We start from the raw sequence: 19,338 nt of genomic DNA, 5'->3' as shown, positions 1-19,338 counted from the left end.
AGGCGACGGGGAGGGCCCCGTACAGAGACGCGGAGGAGCAGCTGAGGGGGGTGCGCACCGCGTCATCAGGAACCGCGAGAAGCGGTTGGAGGGCCCTTCCCGTCGAACGCGCTGCCGTTCGTTCGCGCGGGGGTCACGTTGTCGGGCGGGCGGCCAACAGGGCCACGACGTCATCGGCGCCGCACTCCTCGCCCGAACGTGGGCGGGAACGGACGCATGTCAGTTGCGGAGCAGCAGGCGGAAGGTGGTGTGCCCGGGGCTGCTGGTGACGTCGACGGTTCCGCCGTGGGCGGTGATGACGGCGTGGACGATGGCGAGGCCGAGCCCTGTGCTTCCGGTGCTGCGTGAGCGGGCGCGGTCGGCGCGGACGAAGCGTCCGAAGACTTCAGGCTACAGGTCTAGTGACGGGGTCTTCGGGGAGGTCGAGGAGCCAGCGGTGTTCGGGGCCTGCGGCGCGGGCGTCCTCGGTGGCGTTCAGGACGAGCCGGGTCAGGTCGACCGTCTCGCGTTCGAGGGGGCATCCGGCGTCGAGGCGGGCGAGGAGGAGCATGTCGTCGACGAGGCGGGTCATGCGCTGTGATTCGGCGTCGATGCGCTCCAGGGCGTGGTGGACTTGAGCGGGGACGGGGCCGTGGCGGCGCAGGGCGAGTTCGGCGTGGCCGCGGATGTCGGCGACGGGGGTACGTAGTTCGTGGCCGGCGTCGGCGGCGAAGTGCCGGAGTCTCTCCTCGCTGGCGCGGAGTCTTTCCTCGCCCGCCTGGCGCCGGGTGAGAGCGTCCTCGGTGTGGCCGAGCATGTGGTTAAGTGCGGCGCCGACCTGGCCGACTTCGGTGCGTGGGTCGGTGTCGGGCAGGAGCTGCGGCCGGCTCCGGTTCGGCGGGCCTGTCCGTCGCCTGGGGCTGGGTGGCCGCGGCCGCCGTCGGCGCCGTTGCCCTGGCACTTGCCGTGAGCTGGTTCGTCACCCGTCGCCTGACCGCTCCAGTGGGGCGGGTCGCGGCCACTGCCCGTGCGCTGGCCACCGGAGACGGCACCGCCCGAACCCACATCGACGCACCAGGCGAATTCGGCGACCTCGCCCGCGCCTTCGACGCCATGGCCGACGACGTCGGTCACGCCGAGCAGGCCCGCCACCGGCTCGCCGCGGACGTCGCCCACGAACTGCGCACCCCCCTGGCCTCGTTGCAGGCGAGGCTTGAGGAACTGCGGGACGGCTACGCCGACCCGTCGGCGCGGCGTCTGGCCTCCCTGCACGACCAGACACTGCGGCTGAGCCGTATCATCGGCGACCTCGGGGAACTGGCGGAGGCCGAGTCGGCCCGGCTGTCCTTGCACCTGGCCGAGGTGGATCTGACCGCCCTGGCCGGCGCCGCCGTGACCGAGCGCGAGGCCGAGCTGCGTACGGCGAGGCTGACCGTACGCACCCTCCCCGGCCCCGCTCCCCTGCTGGTCCACGCGGACGCGGACCGGCTGCACCAGGCCCTCGGCAACCTGCTGAGCAACGCCGCCCGCCACTGCCGTCCCGGCGACACCGTCACGGTCAGCACGTCCGCCACGCCCGCCGAAGCGCTGGTCGAGGTGACCGACACCCGGTCCGGGCATCCCCGCTGACGAGCTGCCGTACGTCTTCGAGCGACTGTGGCGAGGGCCCCGGGCCCGTAACGGGGGCGGCAGCGGCATCGGCTTCGCCGTCGTCAAAGAGCTGGTCACCGCTCACCAGCGGAACGGTCTTCGCGGATTCCGGACCGGGCGGCGGGACGCGGATGACCATCCGGCTGCCCAGGGCCGAGCCACGGGGGTGACGGCTCGCTCCCGGCCCTGGCACCGAGCCGCGATTTACCTCCTGGGCAAATACCCCCTGGGGTATTTGACGACCCGCTCTCGGCCGACCTACTCTCAACCGCAAGACACCCCTGGGGGTATTTGAGGAGGCAATCAAGTGGCTCGAGAGACAACGCAGGAGGCGTTCGCCGTGGCCTGGGCCGACGGCGGGCTCGTGATCGACGTACGGGAGGCGGACGAGTACGCGGCCGGACACGTGCCGGGCGCCCAGCTGATGCCGCTGCACTCCGTGCCGACCCGATGCGGTGAACTGCCCACCGACCGTCCGGTGTACGTGATCTGCGCCAGCGGCAACCGCAGCAGGACCGCCGCCGACTGGATGAACTCGCGTGGCATCGACGCCTACTCCGTGACCGGCGGCACCGGCGCATGGGCCCGCGCCAGGCACCCGATCGCAGCCGGACGCCAGGAGCACGCGGTCTGAGCCGCTGCGCGTTCAGCCTTCGCTGCGGCCACCGACCACTCAAGACCCCCGCGATCCGCGCTCGGCCACTTGGGAAGGAGTTCCGCCTTGACCACCACGCCCTCACCCTCCGACGCACCGATCGTCGGCCGCCACCGCGTCGCCGTCATCGGCGGCGGCAGCGCCGGCATCAGCGTCACCGCCCGCCTGCGCCGGGCCGGCGTCACCGACATCACCCTGATCGAACCGTCCGACACCCACTGGTACCAGCCCCTGTGGACCCTGGTCGGCGGCGGCCAGGCACCCCTGCACACCACCCGCCGCCCCGAGGGGTCGGTGATACCGGACGGGGTCCGCTGGATCCGCCGCCGCGCCCTGGCCGTCGCCCCCGAGGCCCGCACGGTGACCCTGTCCGGCGGCGACGAACTCACCTACGAGTACCTGGTCATGGCGCCCGGTCTCCAGCTCGACTGGGACAGCGTGCCGGGCCTGGCCGAGGCCGTCGGCCACGACCGGGTGAGCAGCAACTACGCGCCCGAGTACGCCCCGCGCACCTGGGACCTGATCAAGCAGATGCGCTCCGGCACGGCCGTCTTCACCCACCCGGCCACCCCGCTGAAATGCGGCGGCGCCCCGCAGAAGATCGCCTACCTCGCCGCCGACCACTGGCGCAGGCGCAAGGTCCTCCATGACATCAGGATCATCCTCGTGATCCCCGACCCGGCGATGTTCAAGGTGCCCGCCTGGTCGCAGGTCCTGGAGAAGGTCGCCGCCCGCTACGGCATCGAGGTGCGACTGCGCTCCGAGATGACCGCCCTCGACGGCGACGACCGCACGGTGACCGTCACCGACCACGCGAACGGCACCAAGGAGACCATCGGCTACGAGCTCCTGCACGCCGTACCGCCGCAGAGCGCCCCCGACTGGATCAAGACGGGCCGGCTCGCCGACCCCGCGAGCCCGCAGGGCTTCGTCGACGCCGACAAGCACACCCTCCAACACCCCTCCTACGACAACGTCTTCGCCCTCGGCGACGTGGCGAACCTGCCCACGTCCAAGACCGGTGCCGCGGTGCGCAAGCAGGCGCCGGTCGTGGCCGGCAACCTGCTCGACGTCATGCACGGCCGCTCCCCCTCGCACCGCTACGACGGCTACACGTCCTGCCCGCTGGTGACCGCCCGCGACCGGATGCTGCTCGCCGAGTTCGACTACGACCTCAACCCCACACCCACGTTCCCGCTGCTCGACCCCTTCAAGGAGCGGCGCACGATGTGGCTGCTCAAGCGGTACGGCCTGCCGCCGGTGTACTGGCACGGCATGCTCACCGGCCGCCTCTGACCGGTCGGCCCGGGCATCCCCCGACCCGGGCCGACCCACTACCCCCGCCCTCCCACAAGGGCGGACCACACCCGTTTACATACCCCCCGGGGTAATGCACCCCTTCCGATACGGAGGTCACCTCACATGTTCTTCGCCCAGTACTACCTGGACTGCCTCTCCCAGGCGTCGTACATGATCGCCGATGAGACGACCGGCCGAGCCGTCGTCGTCGACCCCCGCCGCGACGTGTCCGAATACCTCACCGACGCCGCCGAACACGGTTTCACCATCGAAGCCGTCATCAACACCCACTTCCACGCCGACTTCCTCGCCGGCCACCTCGAACTCGCCCACCGCACCGGTGCCTGGATCGGCTACGGACAGCGTGCAGAGGCCGAGTACCCCATCCGCAAGCTGAGCGACGGCGAACGCATCAGCCTCGGCGACGTCACTCTGCAGATCCTCGAAACCCCGGGCCACACCCCGGAGTCGATCAGCGTCCTGGTCTACGAGCACGCCGACGACACCGTCCCCTACGGCGTCCTCACCGGCGACGCGCTGTTCATCGGCGACGTCGGCCGCCCCGACCTGTTGGCCTCGATCGGCGTGACCGCCGACGAACTCGGCACGATGCTCTACGACACCATCCAGCACAAGCTGATGGGCCTCCCGGACGCGGTCCGGGTCTTCCCCGCGCACGGCGCCGGATCCGCTTGCGGCAAGAACCTCTCCACCCAGCGTCAGTCCACCATCGGCGAGCAGCGCGCCACCAACTACGCCTGCCGGCCCATGAGTGAGGAGAAGTTCGTCGCGCTGGTCACCGAGGGCCAGCCGTCCGCGCCCGCGTACTTCGTCTACGACGCCATCCTCAACCGCAAGGAGCACGGTCTGTTCGACGCGGCCACAGCGCCCCGGCCGCTGCCGGTCGAGGAGTTCCTGCAGCGGCGCGCGGCGGGGGCGGTCGTCCTCGACGCCCGCTCGCCTCAGGACTTCGCCCCGGGGTATCTGCGCGGCTCGGTCAACGTGCCCGCGGACGGCCGCTTCGCCGAACAGGCCGGCATGGTCGTCACCCCCGAACAGGACCTCGTCGTCATCGCGCCGCAGGACCGCGAGGAGGAGGTCGTCACCCGGCTCGCCCGGATCGGCTTCGACAAGGTCGGCGGCTACCTGCGCGAGCCCGAGGGCGCCTTCCCTGCACTGGCCGACGAGATGGAACAGTCCAGCCGCCTGACCGCCGACGAACTGCGCCGCCTCCTGGACAGCGGCGAACCCCCGCTGGTCCTGGACGTGCGCAACACCGCCGAACGCGAAGAGGGCTTCATCGACGGCTCCCTGCACATCCCGCTGGCCGAACTCGCCCGCCGCAGCGACGAGATCCCGGCCGAGCGGCCCCTGGTCGTGCACTGCGCGGGCGGCCACCGCTCCTCCATCGCCGCCAGCCTGCTGCGCCACCAGGGCCGCACCGACGTCTCCGACCTGCTCGGCGGCTACGGCGCCTGGCTCGCCCTGCCTGCACCGGCCGACGTCTGATCCGCACCGCTCCCGGGCGGCAGCCGAAACCGTCGACTGCCGCCCCGGTCCCCCTCACAAGAAGAACGCTTCACGGACAGCAAGGACCCCCGATGACCACCAGTGCCGACAAACCCCGGCTCGATCCGGCGACCCTGCGCAACCTCACCCGCGACGGGGAGGGCCCGCGGCTGCTGGACGTGCGCACGCCCGGCGAGTTCCGCACCGCCCACATCCCCGGCTCCTACAACGTCCCCCTCGACACCCTGCGCGAGCACCGCGCGGAACTGCTGCACCACCTCGACGAGGACGTCATACTCATCTGCCGCTCCGGTGCCCGCGCCGCCAAGGCCGAACAGGCCCTCGCCGAAGCCGGACTGCCCAACCTGCGCGTCCTCGACGGCGGCGTCACGGCCTGGGAGACCGCCGGCGGCCCGCTCACCCGGGGCCCCGAACGCTGGGACCTGGAACGCCAGGTGCGCCTGGTCGCCGGAACCCTCGTGGTGGTCACCGGTATCGCGGGCCTGTTCCTGCCCGGACTGCACCTGATCGGCACCGCCGTCGGCGCCGGACTGAGCGTCGCCGCAGTCACCAACACCTGCGCCATGGGCATGCTGCTGGCGAAGCTCCCCTACAACCGCGGCCCGCGCACCGACCTCGACACCGTCGTCGCCGCCCTGCAAGGCCCGTCATGATCGCCGTGATCATCGCAGCGTCGCTGCTCATCGGCGTCAGCCTCGGCATCCTGGGCGGCGGCGGGTCCATCCTGACCGTTCCCATCCTGGTCTACCTGGCCGGCATGGAGACCAAGGAAGCCATCGCCACCTCGCTCTTCGTCGTCGGCGTCACCAGTGCCGCCGGCGTCGTCTCGCACGCCCGTGCCGGACGCGTCCGCTGGCGCACCGGGCTGCTGTTCGGTCTGGCCGGCATGACCGGCGCCTACGCGGGCGGACGACTGGCCGAGTTCATCCCCGGCACCGTCCTGCTGCTCGCGTTCGCCCTCATGATGATCGCCACCGCCGTCGCCATGATCCGCGGCCGCCGCGGCGCGCCCAAGAAGGTCCACCACGAACTCCCCGTCCTCCACGTCCTGCTGGACGGCATCGTCGTCGGCCTGGTCACCGGACTGGTCGGCGCAGGCGGCGGCTTCCTCGTCGTCCCGGCCCTCGCGCTGCTCGGCGGGCTGCCGATGACCGTGGCCGTCGGCACCTCATTGCTGGTCATCTCCCTGAAGTCCTTCGCGGGCCTGGCCGGTTACCTCGCCAGCGTCCACATCCACTGGGGGTTCGCCGCCCTGGTCACGGCGACCGCTGTCGTCGGCAGCCTGCTGGGCGGCCTTCTCGCCGGACGCATCCCCCAGGACGCACTGCGCAAGTCCTTCGGCTGGTTCGTCGCCGTCATGGGCGTGTTCGTACTGAGCCAACAGATCAGCCCCGACCTGCGCCACACCCTGCTCACAAGCCCCTGGGCCTGGGCCTCCATGGCCGCGGCGGCGGGGGTCGTGTTCAGCTGGTACATGCTGCGCAGATCCGACGGACCATCGCCTGAGCAGGCAGGCGACACCTCGGTACCGTCGGGCGACGCAAGCCGGAGGGCTCTCCCGCGCCCCACCCCTGCTGAGACCGTGCGGAGCAATGGCACCACCGCGTCACCGCACAACACCTGACGCTGCAACAGAGACTTCCAAGAACCCGGCCCCCTGGAAGTGTCCGGTGGACGACACAGACGTCGTGCACGTCGCGGACGCGGACTCGGAGGAACCCTCCCGGACGGCCACACAGTCAGATACCCCGCCGGGTAATTTCACTACCCGAACTCTTCGCGCACCCGACGACCCCGTCCACTGCCCCATCACCCCTTGCGCCGTCCGACCAAGGCACCCGCAGCACTGCGGCATGCGTACGGGAACGGGAACAAAACGGCCTTGCGCAACGCTTCCCCTTATACCCCGTCGGGTATTCGAGTCCCAGAAAACGCCCGCCGGGGACGACACCGACCCAGCGCAGGAGCGTGAGAACGTTGACGACGACTGGATCTGACCGGCTCCCTACGAGCGAGGACGACTTCGTCGTGACCACCTGCGGGCGCAGGATCGCCGTCCGGCGCCTGCGGCTCGCAGCCGCGGACCGGCCCATCAGCCGGATCACCCTGGACGTTGGCCGGGACCAGGGCGGCGAGCCGGGAGCGTGGGCGTCGCTCACCGCCGACGAGGCACGCGACCTGGCCCGCCTGCTCCTCCTGCAGGCCGGCCCGGCAGAGCACGGCACCGAGCCCGCAGACCCGTCCGGCAAGGCCTCGTCCGTCTGACGTCGCCACCGGTCCGGGTCACTCCAGGATCCGCAGATACTCCCGGTCGCCCGGGAGTTCCAGACGGTGCCGGAGCACCGGGTTGTCGGACGGCTGGCCGGCATCGCACGCCAGGGCACGGTCTTGCCGCTCGCGCGGCACCGGTTCGACGACTTCGACGACATGGCTCCCGCCCATGCCCCGGCCGGTGAAGGACGTGCCGGACTCGGCGTTCAGCCGGTCTCCGTCGCCCGCTGCGGCCGGCTCCAGCCCGGGACGGCTCGACCGGCCCGGTGGGCGGCGAGCAGCGCGGCGCCGGTGGCCTGTCGGTGGTCCGGGCGCCCTGTGGCGTTTCCCGTGTCGAAGAGGAGCAGGTGGCCAGGGCGCTGCCCGCCGATCGGACGGCCCGCCTCCGCGGCGAGCCGGGGCAACGCGATGTCGACGAGAGCGCCGTCCGGATGGTCGGCCCGTTCCATGTGCTCGACGCCCAGCTGCGGTGCGGCGCAGGAGAGTTCGTCCGCGCGGCCGGTGTGCAGGTCGCCTGACCTGCCGTGCAGGATGGGCGCCGCGCCGTGGGTGAAGCAGGCCACCGCCGCCGGGCAGCAGAGCCAGGAGGCCGCCCAGTCCGAACTACTCGTCGTCGGGATGGGCAACCATGGCCGGCAGCCGCCGTACCCCGTCCGGCAGGCCAGGTGCCGCAGCGGCCATGTCAGGTGTAGATGATCTGGCCGCCGGCCGCGTGCTCGTAGAACTCGCCGACCGTGATGATGCCCTGGACCTGCTCGATGAGGTCACCCTTGTCGAGTTCGAAGAGGTCCACGGACGCCTTGCAGGCATAGATGCCTGCGCCGGTGTCAGAGATCATCTCGATGAACTCGGGGATGGGCGGGATGTCGAGCTTCTCCATCTTGCGTTCCATGTACCGGGTGATCAGGTCCGGGACGCCGGGGAGACCGCCCAGCAGGGTGGGCAGGTGGAGGCCGGGGTTGCCGACGGTGGCGAGCTTGATGTGGTCGTACTGCTTCTTCGTGATGGCGTCGAGGCCGAAGAAGGTGAAGAACAGGTCGGCCGCGATGCCCTCGGCGCGGGCGCCGTTGGCCATGATCAGGGCCGGGTAGATCCCTTCCAGGGATCCCTTGGAGACGATGATCGAGACCTTCTCGATCGTGGCGGTGTCGGGCATGACGGCACGCTCCTTCGGGTCGGACCGGTCAGATGCAGCCGCGGGGCTTGGGGATGCCGGCGATCTTCGCGGCCGTCTTCGCCGGGCCTTTGGGGAAGAGCTGGTAGAGCTCCTTGACGCTGATGCCGGAGGTCTTGCCGAGCACCCGCACGGTGGGGCCGGTGCCCTTGGTGGCGTACTGGGCGCGCATGAAGCGGATGACCGTCCAGTGCCGGTCGGTCAGCGCCTCGATGCCGATCTCGCGGGCGATCTGCTCGGCCATGGGCTCGGTCCACCGGTCGGGGTCGGTGAAGAAGCCCTCATCGTCGACGGGGACGGCGGTGTCGCCGTAAGTGGCGGTGGGCATGGCGTTGCTCCTTCGGTTCAGGCGTGGACGTGGTGTTTGCCGTGCTCGGGCATGGCCGAGCCGATGCCGGGTATCTCCCGGCCGGGCAGCAGGCTGTGCCAGTACAGCCACTCGAAGGCGAGCTTGCCGAGGTGAGCCGCGTGGGACTCCTTGAGCAGCGGCAGGCCGACGGGGCCCGGGAAGTGGCCGGGCAGCGGCTCGGTCTCGTAGTTGAAGTCGATCAGCAGGGCCTTGTGGAAGCCGGTCTCGACGAAACAGTTGGTGTGCCCGTCGAAGGTGGCGTCCAGCGGCTGCCCGGCCAGGTGTCGGCCGATGTTGTGCACCAGCACCTCGCCCTCGAAGTGGGCCACCGATCCGGCCTTCGAGGCAGGCAGACCGGCCGCGTCCCCGATGGCGAACACCTCGGGGTGGTCGGGGTGTTGGAGGGTGTGCGGGTCGACGGGCACGAAGTCCAGCTCGTCACCGAGGCCCTCGGAGCGGCCGACGTACTCCGCGCCGCCGTGCAGCGGGACGACGACCGCCAGGTCGAACGGCAGCTCACGTTCGTCGTACGAGACCAGTCGTCCGCCCGGACCGTCGACCTCGCCCAGCGTGAACTCGGTGACCAGCTCGATGCCCTTGTCGGCCAGCAGCCCGCCCAGCGCCTTCGCCGCGACCGGCTTGGTGAAGGCGGCGTCCAGCGGGGTGGCGTAGGTCAGCTCGACCTTGTCGCGGATCCCGCACCGCTGGAAGTACCAGTCCGCCAGGAAGGCGAACTCCAGGGGAGCCACGGGGCACTTGAGCGGCAGGTCCGCCACGTCGATCACGACGCGGCCGCCGGTGAAGCGCTCCAGCACATGGTGCAGGCCGACCGCGCCGGGCAGGTCGTAGAAGGTGAAGACGTTCTCGCCCCAGCCGGGGCCGGTCAGCCCCTCGGTCTCCTCGGGCAGCAGCCGGGCCCCGGTGGCGACCACGAGGACGTCGTAGGACAGTCGGATGCGGCCGGCCAGGTGCACCGTCCGCTCGTTCAGGTCGACCCGCTCGATCCGGGCCTGCTTGTAGTCGCAGGCGGTGTTCAGCTGCTGCGGGCGGGAGCGGACGAGGTGGTGCGGCTGGGCCAGCCCGAACGGCACGAACAGCAGGCCGGGCTGGTAGACGTGGTCGCCGTCCTGGTCGACGACCGTGATCCGGAAATCCCGCTCGCCGTACGTATGTTGCAGGCGGTTGGCCGCCATGGTGCCGGCGGTTCCGCATCCCAGAATCACGATGTGTTTGCCCATGTCCCCACTGTCGTGCGGCAGATGGGGGCGAGGCATGGGCCACTGGTCCCCACCCAAGTACCCACCGGGGTATATCTTCACCCAGCCCATATGGGCTTGCAGTCGGCTTGCCTGCCGCGAACGCGCTGATAAAATACCCAGTAGGGTATATAGCCACGACAGCTTGCACGAGGGCCCAACGGCCCCGGCCGCACCCCGTCGGCCTCTCGATCCGCCGCACCATCCGCGGTCGACTGGAATCCGGCAGCAGTCGGCACCAGCGAGAAGGACCCGGCCATGACCGCCAGCACACAGCAGACCCCCTCCACGAACCAGCCGCACTCCACGGACATGCATCGCTTCGAGGTCACCCACGTCGACTGCGACGCCTACGCCCTGGACATCCACGGACACCGCCTCCAGGTCGACCAGCCCATCGAGGCCGGCGGCACGGACACCGCGCCCACCCCCACCGAACTCTTCGCCGCCTCCCTGGCCACCTGCGTCGCCTTCTACGCGGGCCGGTTCCTCCACCGGCACGGCCTCAGCCGGACGGGGCTGCGGGTACGTACGGAGTTCACCATGGCCACCGACTTCCCCGCCCGGGTCGCCTCCCTGCGCGTCACGGTCGTGCCGCCGCCGGAGCTCCCGGAGAAGCGCAGGGCGGCTCTGCTGGCCGTGACCTCGCGCTGTACGGTGCACAACACGCTCCGGCAGCCGCCCGGCATCGACCGAGAGCTGGAGCCATGAGCACCTCCTGGGCGCCGGCCGCGTCGGCACTACTGGAGCGCATCCGGGCCGGGCTCATCGGGGACGACGAGGTATTGGAGGGCCCGTACGGCCCTAAGCGGATCGTCTACGCGGACTACACCGCCTCCGGCCGTTCCCTCGACTTCGTCGAGGACTTCGTCCGCGAGCAGGTGCTGCCGCGCTATGGCAACACGCATACGGAGAGTTCCAGCACCGGTCTGCAGACGACCCGGCTGCGCGAGGACGCCCGCCGGATCATCCACGACGCGGTGGGAGGCACCGAGGACGATCTGGTGATCTTCTGCGGCTCCGGTGCCACCGCCGCGGTCAACAAGCTGATCGGCATCCTTGGTCTGCGCCGCCCCGGCCGGCCACCGGAGGCACGGCGCCCGGTGGTCTTCGTCGGCCCCTACGAGCACCACTCCAACGAACTTCCCTGGCGTGAGTCGATCGCCGACGTCGTGGTCATCGACGAAGATCCGGACGGCCACATCGACCTGGGCCGGCTCGAGGCGAGGCTGCGGCAGTACGCCGACCGACCACTGCGCATCGGCAGTTTCTCCGCCGCCTCCAATGTCACCGGCATCCTCACCGACGCCGACCGCATCGCCCGGCTGCTGCACGCACACGGTGCTCTCTCCTTCTGGGACTACGCGGCGGCCGCCCCGTATGTCCCGATCCGGGTCGCGCAGAGCAAGCCCGGCGAGGGCGACCAGAAGGACGCGGTCTTCCTCTCACCGCACAAGTTCGCCGGCGGCCCGCAGACCCCGGGCGTGCTCGTCGTACGCCGTGAACTCGTGCGCAACCAGGTGCCCACCGCGCCCGGCGGCGGCACCGTCGCCTTCGTCGACCCGCTCGGGCACCGCTACCTCGACGACCCGGTCGCCCGCGAGGAAGGCGGCACCCCGGCCATCGTCGAGTCCATCCGCGCCGGACTTGTCTTCGCTCTCAAACAGGCCGTCGGCACCGACACGATCCAGGCCGCCGAGGAGCGCCACTGGCAGCAGGCCCTGGCGCGCTGGGACACCAACCCGCGGATCGAGGTCCTCGGCAACCGCCACGCTCGGCGGCTGTCCATCATGTCCTTCCGCATCCGCCACGGCGAACGTTCCTTCCTGCACCACAACTACGTCGTCGCCTTGCTCAACGACCTTTTCGGCGTCCAGGCCCGCGGCGGATGCTCGTGCGCCGGACCGTACGGTCACCGCCTGCTCGCCATCGACGCGGCCACCTCCCACGCTCTGCTCGACGAGGTCGTCCAGGGCTGCGACGGCGTCAAGCCCGGCTGGGCCCGCGTCAACTTCAACTACTTCATCAGCGACACCGTCCGCGACTACCTCATCGACGCCATCGACCTCATCGCCGCGCACGGCCACCGGCTCCTTCCCGACTACCGCTTCGACCCGCACACCGGCCTGTGGCGCCACCACGCCGGCCCGGCCGCTCCCCCGCTGCGGCTGACCGACGTGCGCTTCACCGCCGACGGACGGATGACCGCATCGGCGCTCCGCCGACACCGGCTGGGCGAGGAGGCACTGGCCGGCCAACTCGACCGCGCCCGCGAGGTGCTCGCCTCTCGTTCCGCCCTGCTCGACGACGGCCCCACCGGGCTGCCGGCCGATTTCGAGCAGATGCGCTGGTTCCCGCTGCCGCCCGCCTGCCTGGAACAAACCCGGAATGGCGCCGGTTGAGATGAATACCCCACCGGGTATACGAGAGGAGGCCGGACACCATGCCGACCCTTGAACTGACCAAGGACAACCTCGAGGAGACCGTCACCGGTTCAGAGATCGTACTGATCGACTTCTGGGCAGCCTGGTGCGGACCGTGCCGGATGTTCGGCCCTGTCTACGAGAAGGCGGCCGCGCGCCACCCCGACATCGTCTTCGGCAAGGTCGACACCGAAGCACAGCCCGAACTCGCCGGGGCCTTCCAGATCTCGTCCGTCCCCACGCTCATGGCCGTCCGCGACCGGACCGTCCTGTACTCACAGCCGGGCGCGCTGCCGCCGCACGCGCTGGAGGAGCTCATAGGCAAGATCCGGACCGTCGACATGGACGACGTGCGCCGGCAGCCCGCGGGCTCGGCGGGAGCGAACTGACGCCAGGGCACCCGCGGAGTCTCCACGGGTGGCCCGGACCGCACCGCTCAGCGGTTGCGCAGAGCGGCGAGCGTGGCGTCCAGGTCGGCCGCGCGCGGGCGGTTGTGGGGCAGCGTGCCGAGCACGACCGCCATGCCACACGTGTTCGTGAGGGCGGAGAACACCAGGCCACCCGCGATGCCGACAGTGAGGAGCTGGAAGGCCGGGTGCACGAGCAGACCCAGAAGGAGGCCGAGCAGGACCAGACTTCCGGCGGTGAAACGGACCTGGCGTTCCATACTCCAGCCCGCCCGCGTGTCGCAGGCGGCCGGCGTGTGCAGGTCATGCCCCTCGGCGGCCCAGGCGCCGGTGCCGCCGACCAGCGTGGCGGTGGTGACACCCTGCTCGGCCAGCAGTTTGCAGGCACTCTCGGAGCGCGCGCCGGAGGCGCACACCACGAGGACGTCACCGCGCCCGGCGGCGTGCCGAATCTCCGGCAGCGCCCGCCGGATGCGGCCGAGGGGGACGTTGAGGGCACCGGGCAGATGGCCGGAGGCGTACTCGGCGGGGGTACGCACGTCGATGACGGTCAGTTCATGGAGCCGGGTGCGGGCCTGGTCGGTGGCGAGGGCGAGGGGGGTGGGTGAGCTGGTCATGGCAGGTGTGATCCTTAATGGTTGAGATTTTTTGATGGTCGACGCCGTCCCGAACCACCACGTAATGTACCCCTAGGGGTATTTCTTAGGAGTGATCGTGGAACTGGAGCTTGAGGGTGCGGACCTGAAGTCCGTGCTGAACCGGCTGCGCCGGGCGCAGGGGCAGATCTCCGGTGTGATCCGGATGATCGAGGAGGGGCGGGACTGCGAGGACGTCGTCACGCAGCTCGCCGCGGCCTCCCGCGCACTGGACCGCGCCGGTTTCGCGATCATCGCGACCGGCATGCAGCAGTGCATGACCGACATCGAATCCGGCCGCAAGAACGGCGAGGACGCCCAGCAGATGCGCGCCCGGCTGGAGAAGCTGTTCCTGTCCCTGGCCTGACTTCCTCCTCCTCGTGAACGAGGAGGATTTCTACGGCTCGTGCCGTGGGGTTTTCTGCTTCGTCGCCGACTGCCCGCCCGGAGTGCTCCGTTGAGGTCTCCCCCGGCTGAAGCCGGGGGTATCCACGAAAACCATCCGCTGCGAGTTCGCGCCGCGGCGGCCGTCACAGGGCGGCGTCGATCAGCATGAGGGCCGCCACGGCCAGCAGCACCAGGGCGAAGATCCGCTGCAGTGCGTGCGTGGAGACCTTCGTGGCCAGCCGTTTCCCGTCCCAGGCGCCGAGGACCGCGGCCCCGACGAACGGCCCGACGACCGCCCAGTCCAGCTCCTCGACCGTACCGGCGCGCGTCATCAGCGCAGCCATCGAGTTGACGGTGATGACCAGCAGGCTGGTGCCCACCGCGGTCCGCATCCGCATGCCGAGCACGCTCACCAGAGCCGGTACGGCGAGGAAGCCACCACCGACGCCAAGGACGCCGGTGACCGCGCCCAGCCCGGCACCCGCGGCCGCGGCCCGGCCCGGCCGTACCGGCACGACAGTGTCCGGGTGCGGGCGGGTCCGCAGCATGCGGAGCGCGGCCGCACCGGCCACCACCGCGAAGGCCGCTGTCAGCGCGGCCGCCGGAATGCGTCCGGCGAGCGCGCCGCCGAGCATCGCCGGGCCGATCCCGGCCGCCGCGAACAGCAGCCCCGTGCGCCAGCGGACGTGCCCGTCGCGGGCGTGCGCGGACATCGCGGTGGCCGAGGTGACGGCGACGATGACCAGGCTCGCGGTGGTGGCCGCGACCGGGGTGAAGTCGAGCAGGTAGATCAGGGCGGGGACGGCCAGCACACTGCCCCCGCCCCCGAGCGCGCCGAGCGCCAGGCCGATGACGGCCCCGGCAATCAGGGCAAGAAGGAGAGCACTCACGCGACGACGCCGTTGCGGCCGCGAAAGTCCACCACCGGCAGCCCCGCTCCCGCCCAGTCCTTCATGCCGCCGATCACGTCCACGGCCTCCGCGCCGCGGGCGACGAGTATCTCGGCGGCCTGCTGGGAGCGGTTGCCCGAGCGGCAGATCACGATCAGGGACCGTGCCTGCGCGTTCGCGGGCAGCCCGGCTCCCGCGACCAGCGCGGACAGGGGCAGGTGCACGGCTCGGGGGGCATGTCCCGCCTGCCATTCGTATGGTTCGCGGACATCCAGCAGCACGGCATCGCCGCCGCCTACGGTGCTGCCGTGGCCGGTGCGCGCGGCCGCCTCCCGGGCGGTCACGCGGCCCGCGCCGCCCCGACTTCGTCGGAAGATGCTCATCTTGGTTTCTCGCTCCTGTTTCCCGTGTCGGTTGGTCAGATCGGCCGGCCCTGTGCGGCGTCCGGCACCGTCAGGGGTTGCGCACGGTGAGTCCTGCCTTCTCGGCGGCGTCGAAGGAGTCGTCCACGGCGACGACGGCACGGCCGGCGGCGTCGAGCAGGGAGGCGGCGATGGCGGCGCGCATGCCGCCCGCGCAGTGCACCCACACCTCACCGGCGGGGACCTCTTCGATGCGGCGGTGCAGGGCGTGGAGCGGGATATGGACCGAGCCCTCGACATGCCCGCCGGCCCGCTCGGAATCCCGCCGGACGTCCAGGACGACGACACCCTGTGCCGGGAGCCGACCGGCGAGGTCGGCAAAGGTCGCGCGGCGGAAGGAGGCCGGTGCCGCGCCCTCGGGCACCCAGCCCTTCGGCCCGCCGATCGCCGCGGCGGCCGGACGGTCGATGCCCACCCGGACCAGCTCGCGCTGAGCGGCGGCCAGTTGGCCGGGCGACTCGGCGAGCAGCGTGACCGGCTTGCCCCACGGAATCAGCCAGGCCAGATAGGTCGCGAGCTGGCCTTCGGCCTCGAAGTTGAACGAGCCGGAGACGTGCCCGGCGGCGAACGCGACACGGTTGCGCAAGTCGACCACCCACTCCCCCGCGGCCAGCCGAGCGGCGATCTCCTCGGCGTCCGCGAGGGCGGGCGGGGTCAGATCGACGGGTTCCGGGCCGGCGGCATTGGCAGGTCCCATGTGCGTGTAGTAGGCGGGGATGTCGTCCAGCCCGGCCAGGAGGCCGGCGACGAAGTCGTCCACGTCCCGGGTGAAGGCCTCATTGGAGGCTTTCTCCTTGCCGATGGTCGTGTCGCTGCCCTCTGTCTGAGCGGAGGAGCAGAAGCTGCCGAAGCCGTGCGTGGGCAACACCGCCGTTTCCTGGGGCAGTTCGGCGGCCAGCCGGTGCGCGGAGGCGTGCTGGGCCCGTGCGAGGTGCTCGGTCAGCCGCGGCTCGACGAGGTCGGGGCGGCCGACGGTGCCGATGAGCAGCGAACCGCCGGTGAACACCGCGACCGCCGTGCCGTTCTCCTCCAGCACGTAAGAGGTGTGGTGCGGGGTGTGACCGGGTGTGGCCAGGGCACGCAAGGCCAGCCCGGCGTCGGCGTCGACCTCCGCGCGGTCGCCATCGTGCACCGGTACGCGCTCGAATGAGACTCGCGCGCCGGCGGGGACGAGATACGCGGCGCCGACGACCCGGGCAAGCTCCAGCCCGCCGGTGACGTAGTCGTTGTGGACGTGCGTCTCGACGACATGGGATATCCGCACCCCGCGCCGGGCGGCCGCCGCGATCACCTGGTCGACGTCGCGGGGCGGGTCGACCGCCAGCGCCGTTTGCCCGCCGCCCGCGAGATAGCTCCGGTTTCCGAGTCCCGGCACCTCGATCGTGTCGACGAAGAACACGAGGTACTCCCTTCCAGTGAAGAATTACCCCTGGGGGTATGTCTCCGACGGTAACATGAGTACCCCCGGGGGTATTTTCAAGGGCAGGGAAAGCCCGCAGAAACGAGAAAGGCCACGCCATGCGCTACGACCGCACCGTGCACCTCGACACCGACTTCGCCACCACCGTGGAACGGGTCCGCGAAGCCCTCGCCGAGCAGGGCTTCGGCATCCTCACCGAAATCGACGTCACCGCCACGCTCAAGGCGAAGCTCGATCACGACATGGAGGACTACGTGATCCTGGGCGCCTGCAACCCGCCCCTGGCCCACCGCGCCCTGGAAGTGGACCGCTCCATCGGCCTGCTGCTGCCGTGCAACGTAGTCGTCCGCTCCGACGGCGCCGGCACCGTCGTACAAGCCCTCGCACCGAACACGATGGTCGCCCTCACCGAACTCGACGCCCTCCGTCCGGTCGCCGAAGAGGCCACCCAACGCCTCGACGCCGCCCTCACCTCCCTCACCACGACGGACGTGACCACCTGACCTCAGAGCCCGAATCGACCGCCGGGTGCGGGCAGCCGGCCTGACGCCCACGAGCCCCATGGACACGAGCTCCCGCTGGGCTGATCCGCGGCGCGACAGTGCACAGCCGCACGGCGCGCTCGGCGACCGGCCGTGCGGTTCCAGCCGGAGCAGCAGCAGAGCAGTCCCCAGCGTCCACGGCTCCTCACGTTCCGCGCACCGAACGGCGCTGCCTCCATCCGCAGCAGCCGATCCCATCACGAGGCTGGGCCCGGTCATCGGAATCTTTCGTGGATACCCCCGGCTTCAGCCGGGGGAGGAAACGAAACTCCTGCGGAGCAGGGCACAGAGGTGGGATGCGCCGCCAGGGCGGATCCCAGTGCCCTGACCGGCAGGTTTGATGCCTGCCTGCGGTCTGGCTAGGTTGTGGGCGTGGCCGTGCACCCTGCGAAGCGGGCGTTCAAATACCGCTTCTATCCGAGTGATGCGCAGGCGGCGGAGCTGGCGCGGACGTTTGTCCCTCCACCAGGCTGTGCTCCGGCTGCGGCAGCCTGCGGGAGAGGATGCCGCTCAGCGTCCGTACCTGGACGTGCGGGAACTGCGGGATAGCCCATGACCGGGACGTGAACGCGGCGAAGAACCTTCTGGCCGCCGGGCTGGCGGCGACGGTCTGTGGAGCCGGTGTAAGACCTCAACGGAGCACTCCGGGCGGGCAGTCGGCGAAGAAGCAGAAAACCCCACGGCGCGAGCCGTAGGAATCCTCCTCGTTCACGAGGAGGAGGAAGTCAAGGCACCCGTGAGGCACCTGCGAGCAAGGAGAACGCCTGGCCGCCCGCGATGACCGCCAAAGGACCTGGAAGTCCGGATACACGAGCATGCCGAGGACTGCTCCGACGAGAGAAGACGACCAACGCACGAGCGGTGCTGACGTGCGCGCAACGCACCGTGAGCGCGAAGGGGCCGTGGCGCGTAACCGGGCGGCCCCGTTCGGACAGCTCCGATGTACGACGCTCACGCGGACTCGGGTACACCGTTCGGCGTGGGGCTGGGGATCGTCTTGGCGAGATCGACGGGCAGCGTCGGTGAGGCGGCCGCCGCCGTTTCCCGGGCCAGGAAGGTGCCGAGTTCGCCGATCGTGCTCATCAGCGGTGCGGGGAAGACCACCGTGCTGTTCTTGTCGACGGCGATCTCCACCAGGCTCTGCAGATTGCGCAGTTGCAGGGCCAGGGGGTGAGCCATCATCGTGTCCGAGGCGTCCCCGAGCGCGGCGGCGGCCAGCGACTCGCCCTCCGCGTTGATGATCTTCGCCCTCTTCTCCCGCTCGGCCTCGGCCTGGCGGGCCATGGCGCGCTTCATGCTGTCGGGGAGCTGGATGTCCTTGAGCTCGACCAGCGTGACCTGTACTCCCCATTCCGCTGTGGTGACGTCGAGGGTCTCGCGGATGTCGAGGTTGATGCGGTCGGTCTCGGAGAGCGTCTCGTCAAGGGTGTGCTGGCCGACGACCTTGCGCAGGGTGGTCTGGGCGATCTGGTTGATCGCCGCATGGACGTTCTCGATGGCGATGACCGACTTCACCGCGTCGGTCACCCGGAAGTAGGCGACCGCGGACACGTCCACGCTCACGTTGTCCCGGGTGATGATGCCCTGGGACTGGATGGGCATGGTGACGATCCGCAGTGACACCCGGTGCAGGACGTCGACGAACGGGATGATGAAGCGCAGCCCAGGATCCCGGGTTCCCTTCAGCCGTCCGAAGCGGAACAGCACTCCTCGCTCGTACTGCTTGACGATTTTCACGGCCATCGCAAGTGTCACGACGGCAAGAACACCGACAATGACCAGAAGGAAGATCAGTGCTTCCATGTGCTGCTCCTCAGGATGAGGACCACGTCGGTGTCGCGCGAGGTCCCGGGGCGGGGGATGACACGGCGGCGCGCGACCCACCGGGCACCGGGCACGCTGTCCAAGTGCTCGGACCGTCGTGAGAGCCGCGCCGTCGCATGAGCGGGGCACGGAAACGCGATGCGGACCGGTGGGCCCGCCGTTTCTCCAGCATCCCTTGCCGCGCGCGTCCGCCGCTTGGGCCGAACGGTCCCCGACGTGCCGGGA

General features: G+C 70.5%; 23 protein-coding genes and 3 pseudogenes. 15 read left to right on the top strand and 11 right to left on the bottom strand.

Going from position 1 to position 19,338, the window contains the following annotated elements:
- Nucleotides 1–219: 219 nt before the first annotated feature.
- Nucleotides 220–862: pseudogene (locus OHU89_RS50235) on the bottom strand (sensor histidine kinase); the annotation flags it as partial.
- Nucleotides 863–903: 41 nt separating this feature from the next.
- On the opposite strand from OHU89_RS50235, the gene OHU89_RS50230 reads away from it, so the two are divergent.
- The 8 genes from OHU89_RS50230 to OHU89_RS50195 all read left to right on the top strand — a co-directional run bounded on the left by OHU89_RS50230 (nucleotide 904) and on the right by OHU89_RS50195 (nucleotide 7,378).
- Nucleotides 904–1,608: a HAMP domain-containing protein gene (locus tag OHU89_RS50230; RefSeq protein ID WP_405653453.1), complete on the top strand. Its 705-nt coding sequence runs from the start codon at nucleotides 904–906 to the stop codon at nucleotides 1,606–1,608.
- On the top strand, nucleotides 1,598–1,924 hold the full coding sequence (locus tag OHU89_RS50225; RefSeq protein ID WP_405655041.1) for an ATP-binding protein: 327 nt from the start codon (nucleotides 1,598–1,600) through the stop codon (nucleotides 1,922–1,924). Before OHU89_RS50230 ends, OHU89_RS50225 begins: the two co-directional genes overlap by 11 nt.
- Before the next feature lie 12 nt (nucleotides 1,925–1,936).
- A complete protein-coding gene (locus tag OHU89_RS50220) occupies nucleotides 1,937–2,263 on the top strand; it encodes a rhodanese-like domain-containing protein (protein WP_405653451.1) in 327 nt (108 codons plus the stop codon).
- An 87-nt stretch (nucleotides 2,264–2,350) separates the two neighbouring features.
- Nucleotides 2,351–3,580, top strand: a complete 1,230-nt coding sequence (locus OHU89_RS50215) for an FAD-dependent oxidoreductase (protein WP_405653448.1) — start codon at nucleotides 2,351–2,353, stop codon at nucleotides 3,578–3,580.
- Nucleotides 3,581–3,706: 126 nt separating this feature from the next.
- Nucleotides 3,707–5,092: a rhodanese-like domain-containing protein gene (locus tag OHU89_RS50210; protein ID WP_405653447.1), complete on the top strand. Its 1,386-nt coding sequence runs from the start codon at nucleotides 3,707–3,709 to the stop codon at nucleotides 5,090–5,092.
- 92 nt (nucleotides 5,093–5,184) lie between these two features.
- On the top strand, nucleotides 5,185–5,766 hold the full coding sequence (locus OHU89_RS50205) for a rhodanese-like domain-containing protein (RefSeq protein ID WP_405653444.1): 582 nt from the start codon (nucleotides 5,185–5,187) through the stop codon (nucleotides 5,764–5,766).
- Nucleotides 5,763–6,737, top strand: coding sequence for a sulfite exporter TauE/SafE family protein (locus OHU89_RS50200; protein ID WP_405653442.1), 975 nt, complete (start codon nucleotides 5,763–5,765; stop codon nucleotides 6,735–6,737). The genes OHU89_RS50205 and OHU89_RS50200 overlap by 4 nt, the downstream gene beginning before the upstream one ends.
- 353 nt (nucleotides 6,738–7,090) lie before the next feature.
- Nucleotides 7,091–7,378, top strand: a complete 288-nt coding sequence (locus OHU89_RS50195) for a hypothetical protein (RefSeq protein ID WP_405653439.1) — start codon at nucleotides 7,091–7,093, stop codon at nucleotides 7,376–7,378.
- Nucleotides 7,379–7,396: 18 nt separating this feature from the next.
- Here OHU89_RS50195 and OHU89_RS50190 read toward each other — a convergent pair whose 3' ends face one another.
- The 5 genes from OHU89_RS50190 to OHU89_RS50170 are packed head-to-tail and all read right to left on the bottom strand — an operon-like array spanning nucleotide 7,397 to nucleotide 10,145.
- A complete protein-coding gene (locus tag OHU89_RS50190; RefSeq protein ID WP_405653437.1) occupies nucleotides 7,397–7,555 on the bottom strand; it encodes a hypothetical protein in 159 nt (52 codons plus the stop codon).
- Between the two features lie 35 nt (nucleotides 7,556–7,590).
- A complete protein-coding gene (locus OHU89_RS50185; RefSeq protein ID WP_405653435.1) occupies nucleotides 7,591–8,010 on the bottom strand; it encodes a PIG-L family deacetylase in 420 nt (139 codons plus the stop codon).
- Nucleotides 8,011–8,066: 56 nt separating this feature from the next.
- The gene (locus OHU89_RS50180) at nucleotides 8,067–8,540 is read right to left on the bottom strand and encodes a DsrE/DsrF/DrsH-like family protein (RefSeq protein ID WP_405653433.1); all 474 of its coding nucleotides are present in this window, start codon (nucleotides 8,538–8,540) and stop codon (nucleotides 8,067–8,069) included.
- Between the two features lie 28 nt (nucleotides 8,541–8,568).
- Nucleotides 8,569–8,886 carry a TusE/DsrC/DsvC family sulfur relay protein gene (locus OHU89_RS50175; RefSeq protein ID WP_405653431.1) on the bottom strand — a complete coding sequence of 106 codons (318 nt, stop codon included), beginning with the start codon at nucleotides 8,884–8,886 and terminating at the stop codon, nucleotides 8,569–8,571.
- 17 nt (nucleotides 8,887–8,903) lie between these two features.
- On the bottom strand, nucleotides 8,904–10,145 hold the full coding sequence (locus tag OHU89_RS50170; protein ID WP_405653429.1) for an NAD(P)/FAD-dependent oxidoreductase: 1,242 nt from the start codon (nucleotides 10,143–10,145) through the stop codon (nucleotides 8,904–8,906).
- A gap of 276 nt (nucleotides 10,146–10,421) precedes the next feature.
- Here OHU89_RS50170 and OHU89_RS50165 point away from each other — a divergent pair, with 276 nt between their 5' ends.
- The 3 genes from OHU89_RS50165 to OHU89_RS50155 are packed head-to-tail and all read left to right on the top strand — an operon-like array spanning nucleotide 10,422 to nucleotide 12,975.
- Nucleotides 10,422–10,874 (top strand): OsmC family protein, encoded by a 453-nt coding sequence (locus OHU89_RS50165; RefSeq protein ID WP_405653427.1) that lies wholly within the window; start codon nucleotides 10,422–10,424, stop codon nucleotides 10,872–10,874.
- On the top strand, nucleotides 10,871–12,565 hold the full coding sequence (locus OHU89_RS50160) for an aminotransferase class V-fold PLP-dependent enzyme (RefSeq protein WP_405653424.1): 1,695 nt from the start codon (nucleotides 10,871–10,873) through the stop codon (nucleotides 12,563–12,565). The genes OHU89_RS50165 and OHU89_RS50160 overlap by 4 nt, the downstream gene beginning before the upstream one ends.
- Before the next feature lie 41 nt (nucleotides 12,566–12,606).
- Nucleotides 12,607–12,975 carry a thioredoxin family protein gene (locus OHU89_RS50155; protein ID WP_405653421.1) on the top strand — a complete coding sequence of 123 codons (369 nt, stop codon included), beginning with the start codon at nucleotides 12,607–12,609 and terminating at the stop codon, nucleotides 12,973–12,975.
- A gap of 47 nt (nucleotides 12,976–13,022) precedes the next feature.
- Here OHU89_RS50155 and OHU89_RS50150 read toward each other — a convergent pair whose 3' ends face one another.
- The gene (locus OHU89_RS50150; RefSeq protein WP_405653419.1) at nucleotides 13,023–13,610 is read right to left on the bottom strand and encodes a rhodanese-like domain-containing protein; all 588 of its coding nucleotides are present in this window, start codon (nucleotides 13,608–13,610) and stop codon (nucleotides 13,023–13,025) included.
- Nucleotides 13,611–13,707: 97 nt separating this feature from the next.
- Between OHU89_RS50150 and OHU89_RS50145 the strand changes: the two genes are divergently transcribed.
- Nucleotides 13,708–13,995, top strand: coding sequence for a metal-sensitive transcriptional regulator (locus OHU89_RS50145; protein WP_101403955.1), 288 nt, complete (start codon nucleotides 13,708–13,710; stop codon nucleotides 13,993–13,995).
- A gap of 163 nt (nucleotides 13,996–14,158) precedes the next feature.
- Here the strand turns inward: OHU89_RS50145 and OHU89_RS50140 are convergent, their stop codons facing one another.
- From OHU89_RS50140 to OHU89_RS50130, 3 genes are all read right to left on the bottom strand, one after another.
- Nucleotides 14,159–14,905, bottom strand: a complete 747-nt coding sequence (locus OHU89_RS50140) for a sulfite exporter TauE/SafE family protein (protein ID WP_405653416.1) — start codon at nucleotides 14,903–14,905, stop codon at nucleotides 14,159–14,161.
- Complete coding sequence (locus tag OHU89_RS50135; RefSeq protein ID WP_405653414.1) at nucleotides 14,902–15,288, bottom strand: rhodanese-like domain-containing protein; 387 nt, start codon at nucleotides 15,286–15,288, stop codon at nucleotides 14,902–14,904. The genes OHU89_RS50140 and OHU89_RS50135 overlap by 4 nt, the downstream gene beginning before the upstream one ends.
- 70 nt (nucleotides 15,289–15,358) lie before the next feature.
- Nucleotides 15,359–16,726, bottom strand: coding sequence for a rhodanese-like domain-containing protein (locus tag OHU89_RS50130; RefSeq protein WP_405653411.1), 1,368 nt, complete (start codon nucleotides 16,724–16,726; stop codon nucleotides 15,359–15,361).
- Between the two features lie 119 nt (nucleotides 16,727–16,845).
- On the opposite strand from OHU89_RS50130, the gene OHU89_RS50125 reads away from it, so the two are divergent.
- The 3 genes and pseudogenes from OHU89_RS50125 to OHU89_RS50115 form a co-directional block, all read left to right on the top strand.
- Nucleotides 16,846–17,250 carry a DUF302 domain-containing protein gene (locus OHU89_RS50125; protein WP_405653408.1) on the top strand — a complete coding sequence of 135 codons (405 nt, stop codon included), beginning with the start codon at nucleotides 16,846–16,848 and terminating at the stop codon, nucleotides 17,248–17,250.
- A gap of 405 nt (nucleotides 17,251–17,655) precedes the next feature.
- Nucleotides 17,656–17,739, top strand: a pseudogene (locus OHU89_RS50120) (helix-turn-helix domain-containing protein); the annotation flags it as partial.
- A gap of 8 nt (nucleotides 17,740–17,747) precedes the next feature.
- Nucleotides 17,748–17,984: pseudogene (locus OHU89_RS50115) on the top strand (zinc ribbon domain-containing protein); the annotation flags it as partial.
- Between the two features lie 256 nt (nucleotides 17,985–18,240).
- Here the strand turns inward: OHU89_RS50115 and OHU89_RS50110 are convergent.
- On the bottom strand, nucleotides 18,241–19,092 hold the full coding sequence (locus OHU89_RS50110; RefSeq protein ID WP_405653406.1) for a slipin family protein: 852 nt from the start codon (nucleotides 19,090–19,092) through the stop codon (nucleotides 18,241–18,243).
- Between the last annotated feature and the right edge of the window lie 246 nt (nucleotides 19,093–19,338).

Source organism: Streptomyces sp. NBC_00019, assembly GCF_045041015.1.
Lineage (GTDB): Bacteria > Actinomycetota > Actinomycetes > Streptomycetales > Streptomycetaceae > Streptomyces.
This window is presented reverse-complemented; position numbering and strand designations above follow the sequence as displayed.